General features: G+C 57.0%; 13 protein-coding genes. 5 read left to right on the top strand and 8 right to left on the bottom strand.

All coding sequences use genetic code 11. The features are described from left to right. Window positions 1-48 precede the first annotated feature (48 nt). From ygjK to ebgR, 6 genes are all read right to left on the bottom strand, one after another. Window positions 49-2,394, bottom strand: coding sequence for an alpha-glucosidase (gene ygjK / locus AC0TOY_RS13515; RefSeq protein ID WP_473721945.1), 2,346 nt, complete (start codon window positions 2,392-2,394; stop codon window positions 49-51). Between the two features lie 14 nt (window positions 2,395-2,408). After that, window positions 2,409-3,467, bottom strand: coding sequence for a protein YgjJ (ygjJ, locus tag AC0TOY_RS13510; protein WP_032646757.1), 1,059 nt, complete (start codon window positions 3,465-3,467; stop codon window positions 2,409-2,411). A gap of 38 nt (window positions 3,468-3,505) precedes the next feature. Continuing rightward, the gene (locus AC0TOY_RS13505; RefSeq protein ID WP_024907579.1) at window positions 3,506-4,942 is read right to left on the bottom strand and encodes an amino acid permease; all 1,437 of its coding nucleotides are present in this window, start codon (window positions 4,940-4,942) and stop codon (window positions 3,506-3,508) included. 56 nt (window positions 4,943-4,998) lie between these two features. Next, a complete protein-coding gene (locus tag AC0TOY_RS13500; RefSeq protein WP_032646754.1) occupies window positions 4,999-5,448 on the bottom strand; it encodes a beta-galactosidase subunit beta in 450 nt (149 codons plus the stop codon). Beyond that, window positions 5,445-8,528: a beta-galactosidase subunit alpha gene (ebgA, locus tag AC0TOY_RS13495; RefSeq protein ID WP_473721944.1), complete on the bottom strand. Its 3,084-nt coding sequence runs from the start codon at window positions 8,526-8,528 to the stop codon at window positions 5,445-5,447. The genes AC0TOY_RS13500 and ebgA overlap by 4 nt, the downstream gene beginning before the upstream one ends. 146 nt (window positions 8,529-8,674) lie before the next feature. Further along, on the bottom strand, window positions 8,675-9,658 hold the full coding sequence (gene ebgR / locus AC0TOY_RS13490) for a transcriptional regulator EbgR (RefSeq protein WP_032646748.1): 984 nt from the start codon (window positions 9,656-9,658) through the stop codon (window positions 8,675-8,677). Window positions 9,659-9,796: 138 nt separating this feature from the next. Here ebgR and AC0TOY_RS13485 point away from each other — a divergent pair, with 138 nt between their 5' ends. Beyond that, window positions 9,797-10,129 (top strand): tRNA-binding protein, encoded by a 333-nt coding sequence (locus AC0TOY_RS13485; RefSeq protein WP_024907583.1) that lies wholly within the window; start codon window positions 9,797-9,799, stop codon window positions 10,127-10,129. Window positions 10,130-10,201: 72 nt separating this feature from the next. Here AC0TOY_RS13485 and tkt read toward each other — a convergent pair whose 3' ends face one another. Next, complete coding sequence (tkt, locus tag AC0TOY_RS13480; protein WP_473721943.1) at window positions 10,202-12,190, bottom strand: transketolase; 1,989 nt, start codon at window positions 12,188-12,190, stop codon at window positions 10,202-10,204. Between the two features lie 19 nt (window positions 12,191-12,209). Beyond that, entirely contained in the window at window positions 12,210-13,160 is a 951-nt protein-coding gene (tal, locus tag AC0TOY_RS13475) for a transaldolase (RefSeq protein WP_090420094.1), read from the bottom strand. Between the two features lie 246 nt (window positions 13,161-13,406). On the opposite strand from tal, the gene maeB reads away from it, so the two are divergent. The 4 genes from maeB (at window position 13,407) to eutQ (ending at window position 17,356) form a co-directional block, all read left to right on the top strand. Beyond that, a complete protein-coding gene (maeB, locus tag AC0TOY_RS13470; RefSeq protein WP_024907586.1) occupies window positions 13,407-15,686 on the top strand; it encodes an NADP-dependent oxaloacetate-decarboxylating malate dehydrogenase in 2,280 nt (759 codons plus the stop codon). A 160-nt stretch (window positions 15,687-15,846) separates the two neighbouring features. Next, complete coding sequence (eutS, locus tag AC0TOY_RS13465) at window positions 15,847-16,182, top strand: ethanolamine utilization microcompartment protein EutS (RefSeq protein ID WP_024907587.1); 336 nt, start codon at window positions 15,847-15,849, stop codon at window positions 16,180-16,182. A 12-nt stretch (window positions 16,183-16,194) separates the two neighbouring features. Beyond that, window positions 16,195-16,674 (top strand): ethanolamine utilization acetate kinase EutP, encoded by a 480-nt coding sequence (gene eutP / locus AC0TOY_RS13460; protein WP_032646741.1) that lies wholly within the window; start codon window positions 16,195-16,197, stop codon window positions 16,672-16,674. After that, the gene (gene eutQ / locus AC0TOY_RS13455; RefSeq protein ID WP_024907589.1) at window positions 16,652-17,356 is read left to right on the top strand and encodes an ethanolamine utilization acetate kinase EutQ; all 705 of its coding nucleotides are present in this window, start codon (window positions 16,652-16,654) and stop codon (window positions 17,354-17,356) included. Before eutP ends, eutQ begins: the two co-directional genes overlap by 23 nt. Window positions 17,357-17,362: the final 6 nt, after the last annotated feature.

Here is a 17,362-nt window from a genome sequence, read left to right as displayed (position 1 = left end):
CTGCCGGGTAAGCGCCAGCGCCACCCGGCAAAGCAGACCGCACCCTCGTTACTGTTTACGGAAAAAGTCGTTATACAGCATGTAAAGATGCGCCGCGCTCCAGGAGAAGTTAGGCGCGCCCTGCTGCGCGCCGGTCAGCGGGTTGTAGTTTTCCTGAATCGGGCCGTCGGACGTTAACCCCTTCGCGTGCTTAAAGAAGTTTTCTGCCAGCGTTTGAGCCTGCTCCCGGTAGCCATAGCGTTCCATCCCTTTCAGCCCAAACCAGAACTGGTCGACCCACACCCGGCCTCGCCAGTAGATATCCGGACCAAAGGCCGGGTTGGTTAGCGCGGCAGTCCCGAGCGGCACATACGTGTTGAACTCTTTCGGATCCAGCATCACCTTCACCACGGCATCCGCATGCGCCTGCGTTGCCGCACCGTTAAACAGCGGCGACCAGCCTTCCGGTCCTTTACCGCGCTCGACGATAGGGTTGCCCGCACAGCCGTTCGCCAGCGGTTTATCCTCGATACGGATGTCATAGTAAAAACCGCTCTTCGCGTCGAACATGCAGGTATTGATGTAGGTCGCGAGCTTATCCGCCAGCTGGCGGTAGCGGCTGGCCTCCTGCTCTTTACCCAGCAGGCTCGCCATCTGCGCCAGATAGTGATTGTCGCTGTACATGTAGCTCGCCTGATCGACGGACTCCTGCAGCAGCGAATAGCCCAGCAGCTTGCCCTCGTTATCGCGATTTTCAGCAAACTTCACCGTCCAGTCGCTGCGCTTGCCGCCGTTTTCGACGTAGTTATCCAGCTGGGCTTTATCGATAAAACCGAATACGGCTGCGTCATCGCGACCTGATTCCCACGAGGCCGCAACCTGCGCCGGGATCTCCAGACTGTCGTAATGGTCCTTGTCGATCACCCGGGCATAGTTGTTCAGGCCGGAAAGCGATTCCTCTTTATCGCCTTTTTTGACCGTAAAGAGCATCTCCCCGCTGGCGGTGTTATGGGCTTTGTCACGCGTCGCGCCGTACTCCGGCACGCCGTTGCCGTTATGGTCGCGGTTGCGCAGCCACCAGTCGTGGTAGGCCACCAGTTTAGGGTACATTTCTGCCAGCCAGGCTTTATCCTGCGTGGTGTTATATACCTCCATCACCGACCACGCTGCCAGGCTCGGTTTAGTATTGCGCTCATTCCAGTTGCCGCCGTCGCCGCCGCGTTCCGGGCTCAGGTTCCAGGCGATGAGATCCGGCACAAAGCCGGCATCCTGCGGGCGTACCGGATCGTCGGGTTTGATTTGCCAGGAGAAGACCGCGCGAATGTTCTCTTTGGCGATATCCGGGTTGAAATGCGACATGGCAAACGCCTGTTTCCAGGTATCCCAGGGCCAGGTCTGGTTGCCGGAGAACCACCGTCCGGTGACGGATGGCGTCACCGTGTTATAGCGCACCGCGCCGCCCGGCGAGCGCCAGTTGCCGTTCAGCGTCTCGATGGCCTTCACCGCCACGCGGGTTTGCTCTGGCGTGGCGTTAGGGTTAGTTAACCCTTTCTGCAAATAGCCCTCCCAGCGCTGCTGCGAGGCCGTCATATAAGCGGCCGGGCGCGCCAGAATATCGCGGATCTGCACCTGCTCGCGCTTCACCTCATCGGCATTCAGCAGATGGGAGTAGGTGGTATACAGCGTGGTGCTGCCGGTAATGTGTGCCCGGCTGGTAAAGCGATGCCCGTCGACGGTGGTCTCGACGGGGAGGGATTTATGCACCTGATATTCGGAACTGCCGGAGGTCAGAAGATCCCAGGTGGAGCGTACTTTGCCAAAGGTCACTTTCAGGCCGTCACGGGTGGGGACCAGCCTGCGCTGGTAATCCGGATACGCGCCGTCGATGGTCTTATCCGACAGCGGTTTGCCCTCTTTGGCCTCCAGCTTTTCCAGTAGTTCGCCGTCCCACACCAGTTCCAGCGGTGCCTTGCTGGTGATGCGGGTCTCCAGCAGCGAGGTGCGCGCGGTGGCAAAGCGCAGCGTCATCACGATCTGCACATCTTTCGCGCTCAGCTTTTGCACCAGCGCGCCGGGAAGGCTGTAAGCCTCAAGGGTAAAATCGACTTTTTTGCCGTTCTGATACACATTCAGGCGATCGAAATTGGTCGCCATAAAGTTGATGTACTCTTCGGTGAGCAGCGCTACGCCGGGAAATCCTCCCTGGGTCTGCGGCCCGTTCGGCAGCAAATGACCATGCCAGGCACCCAGATCGAAAAAGGGATTAAACCGCTGGTGGTCGTCAGCGTCGAAATCGTGCATGTATTCCGGCGCACCGGTACGGTTGATGACATTTTTAAAATCAGCTGGAGCGGTGGCATGAGCCGAAAAGCTGAGCGCCAGCGCGCAGGCCAGCGGTGTAAGGCTGAGTTTCATATCGGAAGATCCTTTTACCAGTAGACGTATTGCATCAGGAAGACCTGATCGCTCGGGTCGCCGGAGGCATTTTTCATGTAAAAGCGGCTGTCGGCTGCGGTGGCAAAGCGTCCACCGCCGTACTCATACCAGATGCCGAACTGCATAAACGAGGTTGTTTCATCGGCGGCATTGTCCGGGCGATGCTTTGCGTAGCTGTAAGCGGTGGAGAGATAGACGCCTTTTAACGCTTCAACCATGGCGCTGACCATATAGCCGGTTTCAGTCCCGGAGACGTCCTTGCCGCTGGCGCGTCCGGTGTGATGCCAGGCGCGCGCCGCCAGGTTGGGCGACAGAATGCCGGTCAGGAAGAGTTGTCCCGTGCCGTCGGTGACCTCAAGTCCGTTCATCCAGGTGACATCTTTGACGATGTCATACTGGATATAGCCATTCGCCATCGCCGGATAGGTATACTTATCGTCATAGCGATCGTATTTACCAAAATGCAGCCAGGCTTTGCTCTCGTCATGGTGCCCCGCAGGCGTGGCGGTGACGCTGTAGCGCAGGTTCCCGGAGAGGTTTTGTACCTTGAGCGCGTACATAATGTCGCGGGTGTTGGGGATCACGTAGCCCAGATCGGGCGTGAAATCTCCCCACCACTGCAGGTCATCAAGGGAGGAGTCCTGACGCAGGCTGAGCATGATCTCGGTGTTGCCGTCGGTTTTGTAGCCGCCGTAAAAGCGGTTAAGCCCACCTTCGAATCCGCCCCAGCTGTGGTCGGGCACCCAGGCGTTCCCCTGATGGTCAGCCTGTACGGTCCAGCCCTCGCCGTAAATCAGGCCGAACCAGTGCCCGTATTTCATTTCCAGACCACTCTCAATGTAGGTGCCGTCACTGTATTTATGTTTATTCTGACCTTCTAAATCCATATATCCGCCAACTCCCAGCTCGCCATAAAAACGAAACGACGGAGAGGTAATTTCCGGGGTTCGGGTATCGTCATGTTCAGCGGGTCGGGCTTCTTCTGCGGCAAATGCCGGGCAGCAGAAAGAGAGGGCAGCGAGTGCCCCAATTGTTTTCTCTTTAATTTTCATGCACTCATCCCAGTGAAAAAATATCCATGCCTTCAGCGTTAGTGAAGATTTGAGGCAGGTGACGCTTCTGTTTGTTGTTGTTCTTTTGATAATCCCTTGACGTATTTGCTGTATTTCCACCAGGCAAATCCGAGGAATAACACAATGCCACCGACGTTATAGAAAATAATCGTCAGAATATTGGCACCGGTGGGGAAAGTTGAGGCCACAAAGCCGATGGCAAAAATCACAATCAGCATCGACACCACCACCATGCCCGTGGTGCGTGAGCCCATTTTGAAGTCGCGCGGGAGATGATCGAGCTTACGGCGCAGATTCAGGTAGGCCAGCATAATGAACAGCGGCGGTAACATTGACGCGGCGGCGGTCATATTAATGACGGTATTCATCAGCTCCTGCGCGGTATTCGACCCCATAGTTGGGATAATCATGAGCGGAATGACGATCAGATACTGGATCCACGCCGCCCGCGCCGGTACGCCGTTCTCGTTCAGCGCCACGGTTTTTGGCCCAAAGATGCCGCTCGGGATTTCAGAAAAGAAGATTTTGACCGGGGTTGCCGTCCACATCAGCAGGGAGCCGAACATCGCGGTAAAGGAGACCAGGCCGACGAAGCGGTTCATCAGCACTTCCGGCAGGCCAAACCATACCGCCAGGCCGTGGAACACCTGTACCGAACCACCGGTGAATTTCAGCTCTTTGCTGCTGATAAAGACGTTAATCAGCACCGAGGAGATGGAGTAGAGCACGCCGATGAAAATCCCCGCCAGAATGATCACCCTGACAAAGGATTTTGAGCCGCCCTTCACGTCGTTAACGTATACCGCAACGGACTCTGCGCCCCCGGCGGCCATAAATATCCAGGTGGTGATGCCGAGGAAGGCCCAGTTGAAGTTGGGGATCATCGCGTCAACGGTAATCGGGTCGGCTGGCTGCACGCCGCCCACCAGCGCCGCGCCGGCCAGAAGAATATAGGAGAGGGTCAACAGCAGCATGAGCGTTGAGGTCACCGACGTGATAGGCCCCAGCATCTTCGCCCCGTTGGTGGACACCCAGGTCGAGAAGGCGAACAGCACCATGCTCAGTACCGTGGTGGCAAACGGCGTAAGAATGTACTCATAGCCCAAAAAGGCGTAAGAGGCGTAGGCGATGACGCGCGGTAATAACGAGGTAAAGAAGAACAGGTTCACGAACCAGTAGGTGTAGGCGGTAATAAACGCCCAGCGCCCGCCGAGCGAGCTTTTCACCCAGGCGTACACGCCCGCTTCGGAGTTTTTATTCAGGGAGACAAACTCCGCGATGATTAAGCAGAAAGGAATAAAGTAGAACAGGGTGGCTAAAAAGAACATCGGCGCGGAGGCCAGCCCCAGCTCGATGTTGTTATTAATCACGTTGTTAAAACTGAATACGGCGGCAAACGTCAGCGACAGCAGGCCGAATTTGCCGATGGTATTACGCTTGGTAGTTTCAGACATAACCTATCTCCGGGTACGAGGAGGATAGCGGTGCTTCATTGGCACCGCTGGATTTTTTATTTGTTATGGAAATAACCGTCTTCGATGGTCACATAGAGGACGACTTTTTTGGCTGGCGTTTCGCTGATAAAGCGATACGCCTCGTGGTTTTCACATATCACGATCTGTCCCTCCCGCACCTGTTCGGTATGGCCCACGCCTTTCAGGTATTCGCGGTCGGTTTCATCCCGGTAGCACTCCACAAGCTGAAGGGCGTCTTTTGCGGCGTACTCAATTTTCTGCGCGCCCTGCAGGTAGTAATGGACCTCGAAATAGCGGCGATGGCCGACGAACAGCGCGTCGGTGCTGGCATCATGGGTCACGCGGTAGGCCAGAGAGTCGCCAATCGAGTGGGCAACGCCGGGCTGGATGTGGTCGATGTTATTAATGGCCTCTGTGCAGCGCTGCCATTTGCGGCCCGTGCGATAACGCTGCTGGAACTGTTCCAGGCTGTCGAGAACGATCATTTTTCTGCCTCGCTATGCGAATTCATGGAGAAGAAACCGCTGCCGAACCGATGGCGCGCCAGCGTCTGCGCGGCGGTGTGTCCGCCTTCCAGCGGGAGCAGGGTGAAGCCGTAGCGGAACGGCCGGAACCAGACGCGCCAGGTATCCAGCACTTCGCTTCCCCAGGAGTTAGAGCCTAAGCCCAGTACCTGATGGTCGAGATTGAGGGTGATGTCCTCGCTGCGACGCAGTTCGTTGCAGTGCTGCGCGGCGTGGATGTTCTCTGCCGTGTAGTGCCAGGCGCTGAAATGGATGGGCTGCTCAGGCATCACCAGCAGGCCGCTGCCGTGACGGCTGGCGAGCGTTGCCCAGCGCACCTGCTGACGGTTGCCGTTGTTCTGCGGGAACGGGTAGTTTTCGAACATTTCGTCCACCGTGGTGTGCCACAGGTCTATGGTGCTGGCCTGCTGGCTGTCCGGGTAGTTCTCTCCAGGGCCGCGTCCGTAGTAGCTTACCTGGTCGAATTCGCCGTTGATGCCGAGGGTAAAGCCGATGCACGGGATAATGTGCGGATAATCACCGTAGCGTTCACCGCTCAGCTCAACGTTAATTTGCCCGTCGGCGGCAATGCGCCAGCGATAGGTGCAGCGCATACCAAAATCAAACACCGGCGGGGCAATCAGCGTGCGGGTGGTAATGACGATCGCATCGTCCTGCTGCTCGACCTCAAAACCGCGCAGGTGCTCCTGCATAATCTGCAGATGGTTGGGTTGCCACAGCCCCTCATACTCCTGCTTGTGGTTATCAATCATCGGTTTGAAAAAGTTAATCTTTGGTTCACGGGTGATGTTTTCCTCACCGTTAACCAGCCAGGAGCAGAGTTTCCCCGTCACTTTTGAGAAGCGTGCGCGGAAGTTATGCCCGATCACGGTACAGTTCAGACGGTCTTCTGCCAGCCGCAGCGGTGTGGCGTTAGCGTTACTAAACGGCGTGGCGTGAGCCGTGCACGCTTTTAGCGGGAACTGATACACCGCAATCTCGTGCCCCGCTTCGCTGTAGCGCGTGCGGCTGTTTTTGCTGATGCGCACGGTCAGGAACGCTTCGTGCTCGTCGAGTTCGGGCAGGTTCAGGCTCACGCTGCGGGTGCTGTTGGGGGCCAGCCCGGAAATTGTCAGCGGCTGGCTGTGCAGGGTTTCACCTTCGGCACGCACCTCAACGAGCAGGGTGTAATCATCCAGGCTGGTGAACCAGAAGCGGTTTTCAACGTGCAGCTCGCCGTTCTGCCAGCGAAGTTTGACCGGGGCAATCACCTGCTTATATTCACGCAGGCCCGGACCCGGCGTTTGATCGGAGTAGATCAGTCCGTCGAGGCAGAAGTTGTAGTTATTCGGGTAGTCACCAAAGTCGCCGCCGTAGGCGTAATACGTATTGCCGCTGGCATCTGCCGCCTGAATACCGTGGTCGCACCACTCCCAGACGTAGTGGCCCTGAATACAGTCGTGGCGATCGAAAACGTTTTGATATTCCGTTAACCCGCCCGGGCCGTTGCCCATCGCGTGGGCGTATTCGCAGATAACGCGCGGTTTGGCGTGGGGATACTCGCCGAACAGGTTCATCAGCGGCACGCGGGTGTACATGGTGGAGATGATATCCACCACCTCGGCGTCGCGATCTTCTTCGTAATGCAGCAGGCGCGTGTCATCCAGCGCCTTTGCCGCCCGGGCCATGGCGCGGATATTACAGCCGTAGCCGGACTCGTTTCCAAGCGACCAGATGATGATGGAAGGGTGGTTTTTCTGGGCGTGAATATGGCGCTCGATGCGCTCAACGTAGACATGTTCCCACACCGGATCGTCCGTGATGCGGCTCAGGTCGCCGACGTTGGCAAAGCCGTGGGATTCCACATCCGTCTCCGCCATCACGAACAGGCCGTAGAGGTCGCACAGCTCGTAGAAGCGCGGATCGTTGGGGTAGTGGGCGGTGCGCACCGAGTTGATATTGTGCTGCTTCATCAGGATCAGGTCGCGCTCGACGCGATCCATGCCCACGGCGCGGCCTTTCTGGTGATCGTTGTCGTGACGGTTTACGCCGTGCAGCTTCAGGTAGCGGTTGTTCACGTAGAACAGGCCGTCTCGCACCTTGATGTCGCGGAACCCAATGCGCTGAGGGATAACCTCCAGCGTCTGTCCGTGTTCATCTTTGAGCGTTACGACCAGATGGTAGAGGTAGGGCGATTCCGCAGACCACTGCTGAGGCTGTTTGACCTCAATGCTAAAGGCGGTTTCCGCGCTGCGGGTCACGGTCAGGCTGTCGGTAGTGCCCTGATGGATCGCTGCTTCGCCATCATACAGGGCATACTCCAGCGACACGGCGGATGCGTGCGGGGCCAGGTTTTCCAGCTCAAGCTGACAGAAAAGGGTGGCGTCTTTCCATGCCTCGTCAAAGGTGGTTTTGATCGTGACGTCGCGCACGTGAGTGGGATTTTTGCCGATCAGATAGACGTCGCGGAAAATGCCGGCCGTCCACCACATGTCCTGATCCTCAATGTAGGTCGAATCCGCCCACTGCAGCACCCGCACGCACAGCAGGTTTTGCCCACCGTGCACTGCGTGGCTGATATCAAACTCGGCGGTCAGCCGGCTGCCCTTGCTAAAGCCAATATAGTGACCATTCACGTAGACTTCGAAATAGGTTTCGACGCCGTCAAACTTGATGAGGGTCTGCTTCCCCTGCCAGCCGTCCGATAGCGTGAAGTGGCGCTGATACGCCCCGGTAGGATTGTCTGTAGGTACCCACGGCACGTCGACCGGGAAGGGGAAGCCTTCGTCGGTGTACTGCAGCTGGCCGTGGCCTTCCATCTGCCACATGGCGGGTACGGTAATGTCGCCCCAGTCGGCCATATACTCAGAGGTAAAGTTTTCCGGTACCAGAAGGGGGTGGGTAAAAAAGCGAAAGTTCCACTTACCGCTCAGAGACAGAAAGTGGCTGCTGGCCTCGCGGGCAAAGGTGCGAGCCTGCGCGACGGTGTCGTATGAGAAGAAGTACGCTCGCGGCGGAAGCCGGTTCTCATGCGTGAGTTGAATATTTTCCCAGCGATTCATGCGATCTCCCTGTAGGGGGTAAACATCAATGCTGGAGATTTTAGTAAATATTTTACTAAATAAAATCAGTAAAATTGATTTGCTTTAACTCGATCACGAAATAAAAAAATGCCGGGCATGCCCGGCAGTGTGTTAATCGAGGGGAATTAGCGGGTGGTGCCGCGCAGTTTCAGCACGCTCGGCACGAAAACCTGCAGCGGCAGCGTCCGGCCATCGCGGGCTTTTTCCAGCAGCAGGTTAACCCCCTGGCTGCCCATCATTTCCGAGTGGATGCGTACGGTAGAGAGCGGCGGGAAGGTGAAGCGGGCGGTCGGGATATCGTTCACGCTGATGAGCGAAATGTCCTCCGGGATCGCCAGCCCTTTTTCATGGATAGCGCGCAAGACGCCGATGGCTATCGAATCAGAGGCCACAAACAGGGCGGTAGGCCAGCTTGTCTGAGCCAGCATGGTTTTTGCCAGTTCGTATCCGGATGAGCTGGAAAAACCGCCGCGCCAGATATCCTGTTCTGACACCACCCCTTTCAGGCGACCATACTCGACAAAAGCGGCTTCGCGGATATCGGCTTTGCCGGGCTCATCTTCCCCGCCGATAAAGCCAATGCGCTTAACGCCCTGATCAATGAAGAAATCAACGATCTGCTTGCTGATGCGCGAGAGGTCAATGTCGACGGAATCGAACGCGCTGCCGGGCTCGTGAAAATCGATAAAGCAGACGTTGTCCGTCAGGGCCATTGCGCTACGGCGAGTTGCTGAAGAAGGTTTGCCCACAATCAGTACGCCGGTAAGTTTTTTACTCTCTGGCAGGGTGGCATTGGCGTAACAGTTGCTCAGCTCGACGCCCAGCTTTTCACACTGTGTCTCAATACCGTGGCGGATGGCAAGGTAGTAAGGGTCGTTAATCTCCAGCTCTTGCTGGTAGCTGTAGAGCGCCAGAATGTGCTGCTGACCCACCGCGGCAGACTGCATTTTGCGGGAAGTTGTGCTTTTGTATTCCAGCTTTTCCGCAATCTCCAGAATGCGGTGCTTGGTCTCTTCTTTTACGTTCAACGTTGGGTCATCGTTTAAAACCCGGGATACCGTCGCCAGCGAAACGCCAGCCTCCGTCGCGATGTCTTTGAGCGTAGCCATGTTTGTCCTTATTCCCCCACGTGATGACCCATTGTAAAGGATGAATCAGGACATGCATCCGTTTTTACTAAATATCCTGCCCATTGCTTCCGGCAAATAGCGTGCTAGTATTTAGTAAAACTTTACCAAGGAGAGAGCATGGACACGATAGCTTACGATGACTTTGCAAAGCTGGAGATCCGCGTGGGGACGATTGTGGACGTTAAGCGCCACGCCAACGCAGACAAACTCTATATCGCGCAGATTGATGTGGGCGGAAAAACGCTGCAAACCGTCACCAGCCTGGTGCCGTATTACCGGGAAGAAGAGCTTATGGGAAAAACGGTGGTGGTGCTGTGTAATCTGGCGAAAGCGAAGATGCGCGGCGAAACGTCTGAATGCATGCTGCTCTGCGCGGAAACCGATGACGCCAGCGAAAGCGTGTTGTTAACGCCGGAGCGGGCGATGGCGGCGGGTGTCCGGGTGGTATAAAAAAAGGGTGGCAAAGCCACCCGATTTTCCAGGCCGGGTAAGCGACAGCGCCACCCGGCAACGCAGACCGCACTACAGCACGCTCAGCGCCTTCTCCACCACGTTCTCAACCGTAAAGCCGAAGTACGGGAACAGCTTATCGGCAGGGGCGGACTCACCGTAGCCCCGCATGCCGACAATCGCCCCTTTGAGCCCGACATACTTGTACCAGTAGTCGGCGATACCGGCCTCCACCGCCACGCGCGCCGCGACGTTAGAGGGCAGCACCGACTCCCGGTACGCCTCGTCCTGAGCGTCAAAAATATCCGTAGAAGGCAGGGATACCACGCGAACCGCGTGGCCTTCGGCAGTCAGTTTTTCCGCCGCTTTCACCGTGATTTCCACCTCGGAACCGGTCGCAATCAGGATCACGTCCGGCTTGCCGCCGCTGTCTTTCAGGATGTAGCCGCCGCGGGCGATGTTTTTCACCTGTTCCGGCGTACGCTCAATCTGCGCCAGATTCTGGCGTGACAGAATTAATGCCGTTGGGCCGTTATGGCGTTCTACCGCCAGCTTCCAGCCCACTGCCGCTTCGACCTGATCGCACGGACGCCAGGTGCTGAAGTTTGGCGTCAGGCGCAGGCTAGCCAGCTGTTCAACCGCCTGGTGGGTGGGACCGTCTTCTCCCAGACCGATGGAGTCGTGGGTATAGACCATAATCTGCCGCGCCTTCATCAGCGCCGCCATGCGCGCCGCGTTACGGGCGTACTCGACGAACATCAGGAAAGTGGCGGTGTACGGCACAAACCCACCGTGATGGGCGATGCCGTTGGCGATCGCGGTCATCCCGAACTCGCGCACGCCGTAGTGGATATAGTTCCCGGCAATATCCTCTTTCAGCGATTTCGAGCCGGACCAGATCGTCAGGTTGCTTGGCGCCAGGTCCGCCGAGCCGCCGAGCAGTTCGGGCAGAATAGGGCCGATTGCGTTCAGGGTATTTTGCGACGCCTTACGGGTGGCGATTTTCGCCGGGTTGGACTGCAGGTTTTCAATCAGCGCCTGGGTTTTATCGTCCCAGTCTTCCGGCAGACCGCCGCTCATGCGGCGGGAGAACTCGGCGGCCAGCTCCGGGTGCGCTTTTTTATAAGCGGCAAATTTCTCGTTCCAGGCGTGCTGGGCCTTCTCGCCGTCTTCACGGGCATCCCAGGCTCTGTAGATCTCTTTTGGGATCTCAAACGGCGGGTATTTCCAGCCCAGCTTCTGCCGGGTCAGCGCCACTTCCTCCTCGCCCAGCGCCGCGCCGTGCGCCTCCTCTTTGCCCGCCTTGTTCGGCGAGCCGAAGCCGATGACCGTGCGGCAGATAATCAGGGACGGTTTGTCCTTCACGCTCTGCGCTTCCTGAATCGCTTTTTTCACCGCCTCAGGGTCGTGACCGTCAATCTCATGCACCACGTGCCAGTGGTAGGCCTCGAAGCGTTTTGCCGTGTCGTCGGTAAACCAGCCCTCGGTCTCCCCGTCGATGGAGATGCCGTTGTGATCGTAGAACCCGATCAGCTTGCCGAGCCCCAGCGTGCCCGCCAGGGAGCAGACCTCGTGGGATATCCCCTCCATCAGGCAGCCGTCACCCATAAACACGTAGGTGTAGTGATCGACAATCTCGTGGTCCGGCTGGTTAAACTGTGCCGCCAGCGTACGCTCGGCAATCGCCAGCCCGACCGCATTGGCCAGCCCCTGACCGAGCGGCCCGGTGGTGGTCTCTACGCCCGGCGTATAGCCAATCTCCGGGTGCCCAGGGGTTTTGGAGTGCAGCTGGCGGAAGTTTTTCAGCTCCTCAAGCGGCAGATCGTAGCCGGAAAGGTGCAGCAGGCTGTAGAGCAGCATTGAGGCGTGACCGTTGGAGAGAATAAAGCGGTCGCGATCGTACCAGGTGGGGTTATTCGGGTTGTGCTTCAGGAAGTCGTTCCACAGCACTTCGGCAATATCGGCCATGCCCATCGGTGCGCCGGGGTGGCCGGAATTGGCTTTCTGCACGGCATCCATGCTGAGGGCGCGGATGGCATTGGCGAGCTCTTTACGGGACATAGTTCACTCCGTGGCAAGGTTAAAGTTTGGCGGCGAGAAGGTCTTCAAGTTTGCGCTGGTCGACGGCGAACAGGCGGATACCTTCCGCCAGTTTTTCCACAGCCATCGCGTCCTGGTTGTGTTCCCAGCGGAACTCCGCTTCGGTCATGGTTTTCGGTTTTGGCAGAACGGTGGAGGTGGGCACCAGCTTACGGATCACCGTCTCTTCTTTGTCCTGTAGCTCCTGGAGCAGGTTAGGGGAGATGGTCAGACGGTCACAGCCTGCCAGGGCGAGGATCTGCTCGGTACGGCGGAAGCTGGCCCCCATCACGATGGTTTCGTAGCGGTGCTGTTTGTAGTAATCGTAGATGTTACGGACCGATTTCACGCCCGGATCCTCATCCACCACGTACGGATCCATCGGCTGTTTTGCCTGATACCAGTCGTAGATGCGCCCGACAAACGGTGAGACGAGGAACACGCCCGCTTCCGCGCAGGCGCGCGCCTGGGCAAACGAGAACAGCAGCGTCAGGTTGCAGTGGATACCCTCTTTTTCCAGCACCTCTGCCGCGCGGATGCCTTCCCAGGTGGAGGCGAGCTTGATCAGAATGCGTGATTTATCGATGCCCTGATCCTGGTAGAGCTCCACCAGACGACGCGCCTTATTAATGCTTTTTTCTTTATCAAATGAGAGGCGGGCATCGACTTCGGTCGAGACGCGTCCCGGAATGCTTTTCAGAATTTCTGTACCAAAATTAACCGCCAGCTTGTCGCTGGCTTCGGCGACCTGCTGCTCCTGCGTTTTCCCGCGCTGTTTACCGTAGGCAATGGCGTCATCAATCAGATGGCTAAAATGGGCAAGCCCGGCCGCTTTGAGCAGCAGCGAAGGGTTGGTGGTCGCATCCTCCGGCTGATAGTGGCGAATCGACTCGATATCGCCGCTGTCTGCAACCACGGTGGTGAATTTTTTGATGCCGTCTAGCTGGTTCATAAATGATTACTCCTTGGAAATAAAAGCGTTAGCTGAGTGCGTTAGTTCACACTTCTGGAAAAATCATGATGGACTTAACAAAAAAGCATAGCAGACGGGGGAGGCATTGCTTTTGAGACGGGTAACATGGCTGTTATAAATTGATAACAATTTTTAATGTGTGATGGTGAGAGTTTGGCAGCCTTCAAAGTTTATGCGCTGTCCTGCGGCGATACTATCTGACCGATACGTAAAAGGAATAACAAGATGGACGATCAGTTAAAACAGAGTGCCCTCGATTTTCACGAGTTTCCTGTCCCGGGGAAAATCCAGGTCTCCCCAACCAAGCCGCTGGCAACCCAGCGCGATCTGGCGCTGGCCTATTCGCCGGGCGTAGCTGCCCCGTGTCTGGAAATTGAAAAAGACCCGCTGGCGGCCTACAAATACACCGCGCGTGGCAACCTTGTCGCCGTGATCTCTAACGGCACGGCGGTGCTGGGGCTGGGCAACATCGGTGCGCTGGCCGGTAAACCGGTGATGGAAGGGAAGGGGGTACTGTTCAAGAAATTCGCCGGTATCGACGTGTTCGATATCGAGGTGGATGAGCTCGACCCTGACAAATTCATCAACGTGGTGGCCGCGCTGGAGCCGACCTTCGGTGGGATTAACCTGGAAGACATCAAAGCGCCGGAATGTTTCTATATCGAGCAGAAGCTGCGCGAGCGTATGAACATTCCCGTGTTCCATGATGACCAACACGGGACCGCGATTATCAGCACCGCCGCGATTCTGAACGGCCTGCGCGTGGTAGAGAAAAATCTCTCCGACGTGCGCATGGTGGTTTCTGGCGCAGGCGCCGCGGCCATCGCCTGTATGAACCTGCTGGTGGCGCTGGGTATGCAGAAACACAACATTGTGGTCTGCGATTCCAAAGGCGTTATCTATAAAGACCGCGAGCCGAACATGGCGGAAACCAAAGCGGCCTATGCGGTGGAAGACGACGGTAAACGCACCCTGGACGACGTGATCGACGGCGCGGATATCTTCCTCGGCTGCTCGGGTCCGAAGGTGCTGACCCAGGAGATGGTGAAGAAGATGGCGCGTGCGCCAATGATCCTGGCCCTGGCGAACCCGGAGCCGGAAATCCTGCCACCGCTGGCGAAAGCGGTGCGTGAAGACGCCATTATCTGTACCGGTCGTTCTGACTACCCGAACCAGGTCAACAACGTGCTCTGCTTCCCGTTCATCTTCCGCGGTGCGCTGGACGTCGGCGCAACGGCGATCAACGAAGAGATGAAGCTTGCCGCCGTTCACGCCATCGCGGAGCTGGCGCACGCCGAGCAGAGCGAAGTGGTCGCGTCTGCGTATGGCGACCAGGATCTGAGCTTCGGTCCGGACTACATCATTCCAAAACCGTTCGACCCGCGTCTGATTGTCAAAATTGCTCCCGCGGTGGCCAAAGCGGCGATGGACTCCGGCGTGGCGACGCGTCCGATTCACGATTTCGACGCTTACGTCGATAAGCTCACCGAGTTTGTCTATAAAACCAACCTGTTCATGAAGCCGATCTTCTCCCAGGCGCGCGCCGACGCGAAGCGCGTGGTGCTGGCGGAAGGGGAAGAGGCGCGCGTGCTGCACGCCACCCAGGAGCTGATCACCTTAGGCCTGGCGAAACCGATCCTGATTGGTCGTCCGAGCGTGATTGAGATGCGTATCCAGAAGCTGGGCCTGCAGATTAAGCCGGGCGTCGACTTCGAGATCGTTAACAACGAATCCGATCCGCGCTTCAAAGAGTACTGGAGCGAATACTACGCGATCATGAAGCGCCGGGGGATCACTCAGGAGCAGGCGCAGAAAGCGGTGATCAGCAACACGACGGTGATCGGCGCGATCATGGTCCATCGCGGCGAGGCGGATGCGCTGATCTGCGGCACCATCGGCGATTACCACGAGCACTTTAGCGTGGTGCAGGAGATCTTCGGCTATCGCGACGGCGTCCATACCGCTGGGGCGATGAACGCGCTGCTGCTGCCAAGCGGCAACACCTTTATTGCCGATACCTACGTTAACGACGACCCGACCCCGGACGAGCTGGCGGAGATCACCGTGATGGCCGCCGAGACCGTGCGTCGCTTTGGTATTGAGCCGAAGGTGGCGCTGCTGTCGCACTCTAACTTTGGTTCGTCTAAATCCGCGGCGGCCTGCAAAATGCGTGAGACGCTGGCGCTGGTGCGCGAGCGCGCGCCGGAGCTGATGATTGACGGGGAAATGCACGGCGATGCGGCGCTGGTGGAGAGCATCCGTAACGAACGTATGCCGGACAGCCCGCTGAAGGGATCGGCTAACATCCTGATTATGCCGAACGTGGAAGCGGCGCGTATCAGCTATAACCTGCTGCGCGTCTCCAGCTCTGAAGGGGTGACCGTAGGACCGGTACTGATGGGCGTGGCGAAACCGGTGCATGTGTTAACGCCGATTGCCTCCGTGCGTCGTATCGTGAACATGGTGGCGCTGGCGGTGGTTGAGGCGCAGACGCAGCCGCTGTAATATCACTTTAATTTATTTCCGGCGCGGGTTTCTCCCGCGCCTTTTTATTTTCCCTTTCTTAGTGATCCACTTCACCTTTTAAACCTGGTTGCCGAATTTTGTTATTTGCTCTGACAAAAAATTGCCACGATGAGGGCAGTTTTAGAGGAGGCGGTGAGCAATGGAAAAAGAACGCATTATTCAGGAATTTGTGCCGGGGAAACAGGTCACGCTGGCGCATCTCATTGCGCACCCCGGAGAGGAACTGGCGAAAAAGATCGGCGTTCCCGAAGCCGGTGCCATCGGCATCATGACGCTGACGCCAGGGGAAACGGCGATGATTGCCGGTGACTTAGCCCTGAAGGCGGCAGATGTACATATCGGTTTTCTCGATCGATTCAGCGGTGCGCTGGTTATCTACGGCTCGGTAGGCGCGGTAGAAGAAGCATTATTACAGACGGTAAGTGGTCTGGGCCGGTTATTAAATTTCACATTGTGCAATCTGACAAAAAGTTAATCAGAGGCGGCGATGAAACGTATTGCGTTTGTCGGTACGGTGGGGGCGGGGAAAACGACGCTCTTTAATGCGCTACAGGGAAATTATTCCCTCGCCAGAAAAACACAGGCCGTGGAGTTTAATGAGAATGGCGATATCGATACGCCAGGGGAATATTTTAGCCATCCTCGCTGGTATCACGCCTTAATTACTACGCTGCAGGATGTCGATACGTTGATTTATATACATGCGGCAAATGATAAAGAAAGTCGCTTACCTGCCGGGCTGCTGGATATTGGCGCAAGTAAACGACAAATCGCCGTTATCAGCAAAACGGACCTGCCGGATGCCGACGTCGCCGCAACGCAACAACTTCTTTGCGGGATGGGGTTTCAGGAGCCGATTTTTGAGCTCAATAGCCATGACCCGCGCAGCGTGCAGCATCTGGTGGATTATCTGACTGAGCTCAGCCAAAAGGAGGAAAGGGCAGGTGAAAAAACTCATCACAGCTAACGATATTCGTGCGGCCCACGCACGCGGCGAACAGGAAATGTCAGTTGTTCTGCGCGCCAGCATCATCACCCCGGAGGCGCGCGAAGTTGCGGAGCTGCTGGGCGTCACCATCAGCGAATGCGATGAATCCACGCCATGCGCAGCCGCTGCTAAACCGGCTGCGGTGATTGATGGCAAAACGGAAAACCAACGCATTCGTGAAACCATCATTGCACAGTTACCGGAAGGACAGTTTACCGAAAGCCTGGTTGCCCAACTGATGGACAAAGTCATGAAGGAGAAACAGTCGCTGGAGCAGGGCGGAATGCAGCCGAGCTTTAACTCGGTGACTGGCAAAGGCGGCGTCAAAGTCATCGACGGCAGTAGCGTGAAGTTTGGTCGTTTTGACGGCGCACAGCCACACTGTGTGGGGTTAACCGATCTGGTGACCGACCAGGACGGCAGCAGTATGGCCGCCGGGTTCATGCAGTGGGATAACGCCTTTTTCCCATGGACGCTGAACTACGACGAAATCGACATGATTCTGGAAGGTGAGCTGCACGTTCGTCACGAAGGTGAAACCATGATTGCTAAAGCCGGGGACGTGATGTTTATCCCGAAAGGCTCCAGCATCGAATTTGGTACGCCCTCGACGGTGAAGTTTCTGTATGTGGCCTGGCCTGCGAACTGGCAGTCCTGCTAAGGCGGA

Source organism: Enterobacter sp. PL_is379 (genome assembly GCF_055817355.1).
This window is presented reverse-complemented; position numbering and strand designations above follow the sequence as displayed.

What these genes read in the sequence shown, in the direction of transcription:
- ygjK (WP_473721945.1), bottom strand. Translation starts at nt 2,394, where the DNA reads ATGAAACTCAGCCTTACACCGCTGGCCTGCGCGCTGGCGCTCAGCTTT.
- ygjJ (WP_032646757.1), bottom strand. Translation starts at nt 3,467, where the DNA reads ATGAAAATTAAAGAGAAAACAATTGGGGCACTCGCTGCCCTCTCTTTC.
- AC0TOY_RS13505 (WP_024907579.1), bottom strand. Translation starts at nt 4,942, where the DNA reads ATGTCTGAAACTACCAAGCGTAATACCATCGGCAAATTCGGCCTGCTG.
- AC0TOY_RS13500 (WP_032646754.1), bottom strand. Translation starts at nt 5,448, where the DNA reads ATGATCGTTCTCGACAGCCTGGAACAGTTCCAGCAGCGTTATCGCACG.
- ebgA (WP_473721944.1), bottom strand. Translation starts at nt 8,528, where the DNA reads ATGAATCGCTGGGAAAATATTCAACTCACGCATGAGAACCGGCTTCCG.
- ebgR (WP_032646748.1), bottom strand. Translation starts at nt 9,658, where the DNA reads ATGGCTACGCTCAAAGACATCGCGACGGAGGCTGGCGTTTCGCTGGCG.
- AC0TOY_RS13485 (WP_024907583.1), top strand. Translation starts at nt 9,797, where the DNA reads ATGGACACGATAGCTTACGATGACTTTGCAAAGCTGGAGATCCGCGTG.
- tkt (WP_473721943.1), bottom strand. Translation starts at nt 12,190, where the DNA reads ATGTCCCGTAAAGAGCTCGCCAATGCCATCCGCGCCCTCAGCATGGAT.
- tal (WP_090420094.1), bottom strand. Translation starts at nt 13,160, where the DNA reads ATGAACCAGCTAGACGGCATCAAAAAATTCACCACCGTGGTTGCAGAC.
- maeB (WP_024907586.1), top strand. Translation starts at nt 13,407, where the DNA reads ATGGACGATCAGTTAAAACAGAGTGCCCTCGATTTTCACGAGTTTCCT.
- eutS (WP_024907587.1), top strand. Translation starts at nt 15,847, where the DNA reads ATGGAAAAAGAACGCATTATTCAGGAATTTGTGCCGGGGAAACAGGTC.
- eutP (WP_032646741.1), top strand. Translation starts at nt 16,195, where the DNA reads ATGAAACGTATTGCGTTTGTCGGTACGGTGGGGGCGGGGAAAACGACG.